Annotated in this window: 8 protein-coding genes; 3 read left to right on the plus strand and 5 right to left on the minus strand. The window is 59.4% G+C overall.

All coding sequences use genetic code 11. From position 1 onward, the window contains the following. Nucleotides 1-35 precede the first annotated feature (35 nt). From tdh to ubiE, 5 genes are all read right to left on the minus strand, one after another. Complete coding sequence (gene tdh / locus AADW22_RS14830; protein ID WP_407473982.1) at nt 36-1,079, minus strand: L-threonine 3-dehydrogenase; 1,044 nt, start codon at nt 1,077-1,079, stop codon at nt 36-38. Continuing rightward, entirely contained in the window at nt 1,076-2,263 is a 1,188-nt protein-coding gene (locus AADW22_RS14835) for a glycine C-acetyltransferase (protein WP_132998342.1), read from the minus strand. The genes tdh and AADW22_RS14835 overlap by 4 nt, the downstream gene beginning before the upstream one ends. A 118-nt stretch (nt 2,264-2,381) precedes the next feature. Continuing rightward, a complete protein-coding gene (locus AADW22_RS14840; RefSeq protein ID WP_009825419.1) occupies nt 2,382-2,948 on the minus strand; it encodes a helix-turn-helix domain-containing protein in 567 nt (188 codons plus the stop codon). A 45-nt stretch (nt 2,949-2,993) separates the two neighbouring features. Beyond that, the gene (gene ubiB, locus AADW22_RS14845) at nt 2,994-4,526 is read right to left on the minus strand and encodes a 2-polyprenylphenol 6-hydroxylase (protein ID WP_037941134.1); all 1,533 of its coding nucleotides are present in this window, start codon (nt 4,524-4,526) and stop codon (nt 2,994-2,996) included. Nucleotides 4,527-4,529: 3 nt separating this feature from the next. After that, a complete protein-coding gene (gene ubiE / locus AADW22_RS14850) occupies nt 4,530-5,282 on the minus strand; it encodes a bifunctional demethylmenaquinone methyltransferase/2-methoxy-6-polyprenyl-1,4-benzoquinol methylase UbiE (RefSeq protein ID WP_005850121.1) in 753 nt (250 codons plus the stop codon). Between the two features lie 89 nt (nt 5,283-5,371). On the opposite strand from ubiE, the gene mutM reads away from it, so the two are divergent. The 3 genes from mutM (at nt 5,372) to rpsT (ending at nt 7,496) form a co-directional block, all read left to right on the plus strand. After that, the gene (gene mutM, locus AADW22_RS14855; protein WP_407473983.1) at nt 5,372-6,223 is read left to right on the plus strand and encodes a bifunctional DNA-formamidopyrimidine glycosylase/DNA-(apurinic or apyrimidinic site) lyase; all 852 of its coding nucleotides are present in this window, start codon (nt 5,372-5,374) and stop codon (nt 6,221-6,223) included. A 64-nt stretch (nt 6,224-6,287) separates the two neighbouring features. Then, on the plus strand, nt 6,288-7,064 hold the full coding sequence (locus tag AADW22_RS14860) for an enoyl-CoA hydratase (RefSeq protein WP_005850125.1): 777 nt from the start codon (nt 6,288-6,290) through the stop codon (nt 7,062-7,064). Between the two features lie 168 nt (nt 7,065-7,232). Next, nucleotides 7,233-7,496 (plus strand): 30S ribosomal protein S20, encoded by a 264-nt coding sequence (gene rpsT, locus AADW22_RS14865; protein ID WP_005850127.1) that lies wholly within the window; start codon nt 7,233-7,235, stop codon nt 7,494-7,496. Nucleotides 7,497-8,021: the final 525 nt, after the last annotated feature.

Below are 8,021 nucleotides of genomic sequence, written 5' to 3' on the forward strand. Positions count from 1 at the left end.
CCTACAGGCTCACCCCTACCGCTGCCCCCGACGCATCACGCGCCGGTCCAGTCCAGCACCACTTTGCCAGAGGCCCCCGATTTCATCGTCGCAAATCCCGTCTGGAAATCGTCGACGTCAAAACGATGGGTGATGATCTCACTTACGTCCAAGCCGTTTTCCAGCATGGCGATCATCTTGTACCACGTCTCGAAAATCTCGCGGCCATAGACCCCCTTGACGGTGATCGCCTTGAACACGATGCGCGACCAATCGACGGGCGATTTGCCCGGCGGGATGCCCAGCATCGCGATCCGCCCGCCCATGGTCATCGCCTCTACCATCTGATCCAGCGCGACCTGATTGCCCGACATCTCCATCCCGACGTCGAAGCCCTGTTTCATCTTCAACCGCGCGATGACATCGGCAAGGTCTTCGTGACGCACGTCGACGGGGACGACATCGGCGACCTTGGCGGCGAGCTCTAGCCGGGCGGGGTTCACATCCGTGATCACCACATGACGCGCGCCGACGTGACGGGCGACCGCTGCGGCCATGATACCGATGGGGCCTGCACCGGTGATCAGCACATCTTCCCCCACCAGATCAAAGCTCAGCGCGGTGTGTACCGCATTACCAAGCGGGTCGAGGATCGCTCCGATATCGTCCGAGATCGTGTCGGGCAGCGGGACGACATTGAACGCGGGCAGCCGCAGATATTGCGCGAAGGCACCTTGTTCATTCACGCCGATACCACGCGTGGCGGGATCAAGGTGGAACTTGCCGGACCGCGACTGGCGCGAGGTTTTTCCGATCAGATGCCCCTCGCCCGAGCAGCGCTGCCCGATGGTCAGATCCGTGACATTCCGGCCCAGTTCCACAATCTCTCCGGCAAATTCATGGCCGGTGATCAGCGGGACAGGCACGGTGTTCTGCGCCCATTCATCCCAGTTCCAGATGTGGATATCCGTGCCACAAATGCCGGTTTTGTTGATCTTGATCAGCACGTCACCCGGCCCGATTTCCGGCACCGGCGCGCGGGTCATCCACAGCCCCTCGCGGGGTTCGGACTTACACAGCGCCTTCATTTCGTTGCTCATGACAGAACCCCACAGGCTTTGCCCGCCACCTTGAAGGCTTCGAGCGCGCGGTCGAGCTCATCGCGGGTCAGCGCGGCATTCATCTGGGTGCGGATGCGGGCCTGACCGCGAGGCACAACGGGAAAGAAAAAGCCGCTGACATAGACGCCTTCCTCGAACAGGCGCGCTGCCATATCCTGCGCCAACTGCGCCTCGCCCAGCATTACGGGGATGATCGGATGTTCACCGGGCAGAAGGTCAAAGCCGAGGTTGGTCAGCCCCTCGCGCCAGTATTTCGCGTTCTCGAACAGTTGCTTGCGACGATCATCCCCTTGTTCGACCAGTTCAAGCGCCTTGATCCCGGCCATGACAATCGACGGGGGCAGTGAATTCGAGAAGAGATAGGGCCGCGCGCGTTGGCGCAGCAGGTCGATCACCGGCTGCGGCCCTGCGATATAGCCGCCGATGGCCCCGCCAAGCGCCTTGCCCAAGGTGCCTGTCAGGATATCCACATCGACCCCGAAATGCGCTGGCGTGCCCTCCCCCTTCGGGCCCATAAAGCCTGTCGCGTGGCAGTCGTCGACCATCACCAGCGCTTCGTATTTCTCGGCCAGTTTGGTGATTTCGGGCAGTTTCGCCAGATAGCCGTCCATGCTGAACACACCGTCGGTCGCGATCATGATAAACCGCGCGCCTTCCTCGCGGGCGAGCTTGAGCTGACCTTCAAGGTCGTCCATGTCCGAGTTGGCATAGCGGTAGCGTTTGGCTTTGCACAGGCGGATGCCGTCGATGATCGAGGCGTGGTTCAGACTGTCCGAGACAATGGCGTCCTCTGGCCCGAACAGGGGCTCGAACAGCCCGCCGTTGGCGTCAAAGCAAGCTGCAAACAGGATGGAATCATCTTTCCCGAGGAAGGCCGCCAGCTTTTGTTCTAGCTCGCGGTGTATGTCCTGTGTGCCACAGATAAAACGGACAGAGGCCATGCCGAACCCCTTGGGGTCCATCGCATCACGGGCCGCGGCGATGAGATCGGGGTGATCTGCCAGCCCCAGGTAGTTGTTTGCGCAAAGATTAATCACCTGACGCCCGCCCACCGTGATCTCACCGGATTGGGGCGAGGTGATCATGCGCTCTTGCTTCATCATACCGTCCGCGGCGATGCCGGACAGGGTGGCGTTGACGTGATCTAGGTAGGCTTGGGTCATGATAGAACTCCTTTTCTCAGGCAGGTTCTATCATATCGGACACGGTTCCGAAATAGAGGAAATCCCTTATAGCGGATTTTTTCCTATATCGTGGATTCTCCCACCATAGCCCAAACGGTCAGGCGTCCTGCACGACCAGAAAAGCCCGCACAGGGCCATCTGTCGCAGCGATCCGGTGCGGGACATCTGCGGGATAACGTGCGGTGTCGCCAGCGTGGACAGTGCCAACGGCATCGCCGCTCCGCAGTTCTACCGTGCCTTGCGACACGGTCAGATGCTCGCGCGCGCCGCGGGTATGGGGCTGGCTGTCCAGCATGCCGCCTGCGTCGATCAACAGTTCGTAAACCTCGTGTTTGCCAGCCTCTTCGGGGGGCGACAGGATGCGGATGCGGCAGCCGGAGCCGAGATTGTTGATCGTCGGCACCTCGGCCGCGCGCAAAACCTCGATCTGCGCGGGCGTTGGCGCGCTGTCCAGAAGGCCCGCGAAATCTACCTGTAGCGCACGGGTCAGGTTCCACAGGGTGGCGATGGTGGGGCTGCTTTCACCGCGTTCGATCTGGCTGACCATGGAGCGCGACACGCCCGAAAGCTTGGCCACCGCATCAAGGCTCAGGCCCTGAGCGGTGCGCGCGGCCTTCAGGCGGGCGGGAAGTTGCGTCAGTATAGCGTCTGGATTATCCGTCATGCCGGATAGATGGGCCGCAGCGTGCCCCTCTGTCAATGGCAGGCGCTAGCTGAGCGCCTGTAAAATCGCGATAATCCCCGTCGCCGTCCCTGCCCCGACAATCGCGGAAAGGATGATCCACCGTCGGAATGCCGGACGTTGTGGCGGTGTTTCGTCTTGCTGCCGGATCAACGCGTTTTCGACAAGCGCAGGCAAACGCGGGCCAAAACGGGCGAGGACCATAGCGGTCTTGCTCAGATCCTTGATCACGGCACGGGGGCCGATGGACTTAGAGATATAATCCGTCACGATCGGGTTCGACACTTCCCAGATGTTGATATGTGGGTTGAGCGAACGGGCGACGCCCTCGACGACGACCATGGTGCGCTGTAGCAAGATCAGCTCTGTCCGTGTTTCCATGCCGAAGCGTTCCGTGACCTCGAACAGGTAGGTCAGCAGCCGCGCCATCGAAATGCGGGTCGCGTCCATGCCAAAGATAGGCTCCCCCACGGCGCGCAGGGCGCGGGCGAATTCGTCGACATCCTTGTCGGCAGGCACGTAGCCCGCCTCGAAATGCACCTCTGCCACCCGTTTGTAATCCTTGCGAATAAAGCCGAACAGGATCTCGGCATATACGCGGCGGGTGTATTCATCGATGTGGCCCATAATGCCGAAATCATAGGCGATGATATCACCGTTCGGCGCGACCTTGAGATTGCCCTGATGCATATCCGCGTGGAAATACCCGTCGCGCAGCGCGTGATTCAGGAACAGCTGCAACACGCGGTCGCCAAGCGCCACACGGTCATGGCCCGCGGCATCAATCGCGGCGTTGTCACCCATCGGGACGCCATCTGCCCAGCCCAGGGTCATGACGCGGCGGGCAGAATATTCCCATTTGATCGCAGGCAGTTGGAAGCCGGCATCGCCCTTGGTGTTCGCCGCAAATTCCGACGCGGCGGAGGATTCGAGCCGCAGATCCAGCTCGCCCCGCACCACACCATCGAAATGTTCGATCACCTCCATCGGGCGCAGGCGGCGCGATCCGGGCGAGAAAAGTTCGACCATTCGCGCGGCAAGATAGAAGGCATCGACATCCTTGCGAAAGGCTTTCTCGATCCCCGGACGCAGCACTTTGACAGCGACGTCTTCCTGCGTTTCGGCGATGGTGGCGCGGTGCACCTGCGCGATAGAGGCAGCGGCGACGGGTTCGCTAAAATCAGAGAATATCGCATCGACCGGCAGGCCGAGCTCTTTTTCGACTTCTGCCTTGGCCTGTTCGATGGAAAACGGCGGCAGCTTGTCTTGCAGCACGCGCAGTTGCACGGCCAGCTCGTCGCCTACAACATCGGGGCGGGTAGAGAGCACCTGACCGAACTTGATATAGGCAGGGCCAAGCGCGGTGAGTGCACGGGTCGCGGGCGGCATGGACGGATCACCGGCATAGCCCAGAAACTTGAACGGTTTGCCAAGCGCCTTGGCGACAAAGCGCAACGCGGGCGTTGCATCAAAGGCGTCCAGCACGACATTCATCGCGCCGGTCCGCTCCAAAGTTGCACCGGTGCGGATCAACCGCCAGATATTATGAGGTCCGCGCATGGGTTAAATCTTCCAACCAGAATGAAGCGCCGCGATCCCCAGCGACAGGTTCCGGTACTTCGCCTGCCCAAAGCCCGCGGTGCGCAGCATGCCGAGGAAGGTTTCCTGATCAGGGAAGTTGCGGATCGATTCCACGAGGTACTGATAGCTATCGCGGTCGTTCGCGATCATCTGCCCCATGCGGGGGATGACGTTAAAGCTATAAAGATCATAGGCTTTCTGCATCATCGGATTGGGCAGCTGGCTGAATTCAAGCACCATGAGACGCCCGCCGGGACGCAGCACGCGGTAGGCTTCGTTCAGCGCTTCTTGGGGGCGGGTGACGTTCCGGATGCCAAAGCTGATTGTATAGACGTCAAAGGTATTATCTTCGAACGGCAGCGCCATGGCGTCGCCGACGACCCAATCAAGGCTATCGGCCATCGCTGCGGCCTCTGCCCGTTTGCGCCCTTCGACCAGCATCGGTTCGGTCAGATCCAGCACGGTGGCGTGGCCCGATCCGGCACGGCCCAGAAACTTGAACGACACATCGCCGGTCCCCCCGGCGACATCCAGCAGCTTTTGACCTGCGCGCGGTGCCAGCCAATCCATCATCGCCTCTTTCCAGACGCGGTGGATGCCGACGCTCATCACATCGTTCATGATGTCGTATTTGCTGGCCACAGAGTTAAAGACACCCTGCACGCGCCCGGCCTTGTCGCTTTCGGCTACGGTTTCAAATCCGAAATGAGTGGTTTTGTCGCTGTCGTTTGTCATGGGGTCTTGTAGTCCTTTGATCTGCACCTTTGTTATAGGGCGCGAGGGGGCAGGTACAATGCGCCCCTTTTGTCACAGGGGAAACAACCATGCCTGAGTTGCCAGAGGTCGAAACAGTGCGTCGCGGTCTATCCCCCGTGATGGAGGGTGAGGTGATCGCCCGCGCCGAGGTGAATCGCCCCGATCTGCGCTGGCCTTTCCCCCCAGATATGGCGGCACGGCTGACAGGGCAACGGGTGACCCAGCTGCGGCGGCGGTCAAAATATATCCTCGCCGATCTGTCGTCGGGGGAATCGCTGCTGGTGCATCTGGGGATGTCGGGGCGGATGCTGATCTCGGGCGATCCATTGGGGCAGTTCGTGCATAACCACCCCGCCCCTGAAAAACACGACCATGTGGTGTTTCATATGGGCAACGGTGCGCGGGTGACCTTTAACGACCCGCGCCGCTTTGGCGCGATGGACTTGTTGGACACTGCCAGCGCTGACAGCCACAAGTTGCTGTCGTCGATCGGGCCAGAGCCTTTGGGCAATGACTTCCACGAGGACCATCTGATTACCGCGCTCAGGGGAAAGAATACCCCGATCAAGACCGCGCTGCTGGACCAGCGGATCGTGGCGGGGTTGGGAAATATCTATGTCTGCGAAACCCTTTACCGTGCGGGCATCCACCCCGCGCGCAAGGCGGGGCGGATCGCGGCGAAACGGGTGGGCGGCCTGGTCCCGATCATCCGCGATGTGCTGAACGAGGCGATCACCGCAGGCGGGTCTACTTTACGCGATTTCAAACGCGCGGACGGTGAATTGGGCTATTTCCAGCACAGCTTTGACGTGTACGGCCGCGAGGCAGAACCCTGCCGCAGTGAAGGCTGCACCCATCAGATTGCACGAATCGTCCAGTCGGGGCGGTCTTCCTTCTACTGCCCGCAATGCCAAAGATAACTTGAAACACCCCGCCCCCGTGGTATGCACATCTTTCAAAGCGTAACAAACGAGAGCATTCTTGATGGCTTATGAAACGATCACGGTCGACGTCGACAACCACATCGCGCTTGTCACGCTGAACCGTCCCGATGCAATGAACGCACTGAATGACCAGCTGATGACCGAGCTGGCCGATGCGTTGAAATCGGCTCAGGAAAACGAAAAAGTCCGCTGCATCGTGATCACCGGTTCGGAAAAGGCTTTTGCCGCCGGTGCCGATATCGCCATGATGCGCGACAAAAGCTTCGTCGATGTCTTTGCCGGTGACCTCTTCACCCCCGAGACCGACCAGATCATGCGCGTGCGCAAACCCATCATTGCTGCTGTGTCGGGCTATGCCCTTGGCGGCGGCTGCGAACTGGCGATGATGTGTGACTTTATCATCTGCTCCGAAAGCGCCAAATTCGGGCAGCCTGAAATCAACCTTGGCGTTGTTGCAGGTATTGGCGGCACGCAGCGCCTGACCCGCGCCATCGGCAAATCCAAAGCGATGGACATGAACCTGACCGGCCGCTTCATGGATGCCGCCGAGGCAGAGCGTGCGGGCCTTGTATCGCGCGTCGTCCCCGTCAAGAAACTGATGGAAGAAGCCATGGCCGCCGCCGCCAAGATCGCCGAGAAATCGATGATCTCGACCATGGTGGTAAAGGAAGCCGTAAACCGGTCGTTCGAAGTACCCTTGCGCGAGGGCCTGCTGTTTGAGCGTCGTATTTTCCATTCGCTGTTCGCGACGGAAGACCAAAAAGAAGGCATGTCCGCCTTCCTTGAAAAGCGCGAAGCGCAGTTCCGGGACAAGTAAATGGCTTTGCGGGTTTGCATTGCGTGTCGGGTTGGACTATAGGCAGCCCTAATACATGCGCGTGCAGCCCGCTCTGGCTAGAATCACCTTATCGGATATCGATTCCGGTCGCTGGGTTTGTGTCGCGTATTTGCAATTTGAACATACCCAAGATGAAGGCTGATCCTCATGGCAAACACACCTCAGGCTAAAAAACGCGCCCGCCAGAACGAAGCACGTTTCCAAATCAACAAAGCACGTCGTTCGCGCATCCGTACCTTCCTGCGCAAAGTCGAAGAAGCCATCGCATCCGGCGACAAAGAAGCCGCAACTGCCGCTCTGCGCGCCGCTCAGCCCGAGCTGATGCGCGGTGTGACAAAAGGCGTTTTCCACAAGAACACAGCGTCGCGCAAAATGTCGCGTCTGGCGTCGCGGGTCAAAGCACTGGGCTAAGCCCAGTTGACCTAACGTCATCTTTTACAACTTAAAAGCACCGCTTCGGCGGTGCTTTTTTTGTTTCTGTAGCACTCGCATCACGGGAATGAGATTCTTTTGCACCAATCTCTGAGTCAAGTTTGAAGATGTGTTGTATCAGTCCGACCGAGATTGCTAACACTATCAAACGCGATTCACTTCGCTTGGGGGGACAGGCCCGAACGGTTCGAGATATTTGCTAGAATATCGAACAGCCGCCGGGGAAATTTGGATGGTCTTGCTAGGGGCCACCTGACGTCTGCAGATGCTGCTGCCAGCACATTTGCCCTGTCTTTTTAAAAACGACGAACGGTGTGTTCGGCAGCGACGTTTGGCGATTTGCTTCGCCAACGCACGCGTCAGGCATGCCTTATGTAAAAATGTCCGAAGGACGGCGGGCCGGTTCTCTGTGTGGGACCGGGTAAACGGTCTGTTGTCTTTTGACTGGGTAAAATAGCGTTTCAGTATGTGCTGAAGCGATCAAAGAATGGGACGGCAGGGCGC

Source organism: Sulfitobacter sp. PM12, from assembly GCF_045586035.1.
Taxonomy (GTDB): Bacteria; Pseudomonadota; Alphaproteobacteria; order Rhodobacterales; family Rhodobacteraceae; genus Sulfitobacter; species Sulfitobacter pontiacus.

What these genes read in the sequence shown, in the direction of transcription:
- ubiB (WP_037941134.1), bottom strand. Translation starts at nt 4,526, where the DNA reads ATGCGCGGACCTCATAATATCTGGCGGTTGATCCGCACCGGTGCAACT.
- rpsT (WP_005850127.1), top strand. Translation starts at nt 7,233, where the DNA reads ATGGCAAACACACCTCAGGCTAAAAAACGCGCCCGCCAGAACGAAGCA.
- AADW22_RS14840 (WP_009825419.1), bottom strand. Translation starts at nt 2,948, where the DNA reads ATGACGGATAATCCAGACGCTATACTGACGCAACTTCCCGCCCGCCTG.
- AADW22_RS14835 (WP_132998342.1), bottom strand. Translation starts at nt 2,263, where the DNA reads ATGACCCAAGCCTACCTAGATCACGTCAACGCCACCCTGTCCGGCATC.
- tdh (WP_407473982.1), bottom strand. Translation starts at nt 1,079, where the DNA reads ATGAGCAACGAAATGAAGGCGCTGTGTAAGTCCGAACCCCGCGAGGGG.
- ubiE (WP_005850121.1), bottom strand. Translation starts at nt 5,282, where the DNA reads ATGACAAACGACAGCGACAAAACCACTCATTTCGGATTTGAAACCGTA.
- AADW22_RS14860 (WP_005850125.1), top strand. Translation starts at nt 6,288, where the DNA reads ATGGCTTATGAAACGATCACGGTCGACGTCGACAACCACATCGCGCTT.
- mutM (WP_407473983.1), top strand. Translation starts at nt 5,372, where the DNA reads ATGCCTGAGTTGCCAGAGGTCGAAACAGTGCGTCGCGGTCTATCCCCC.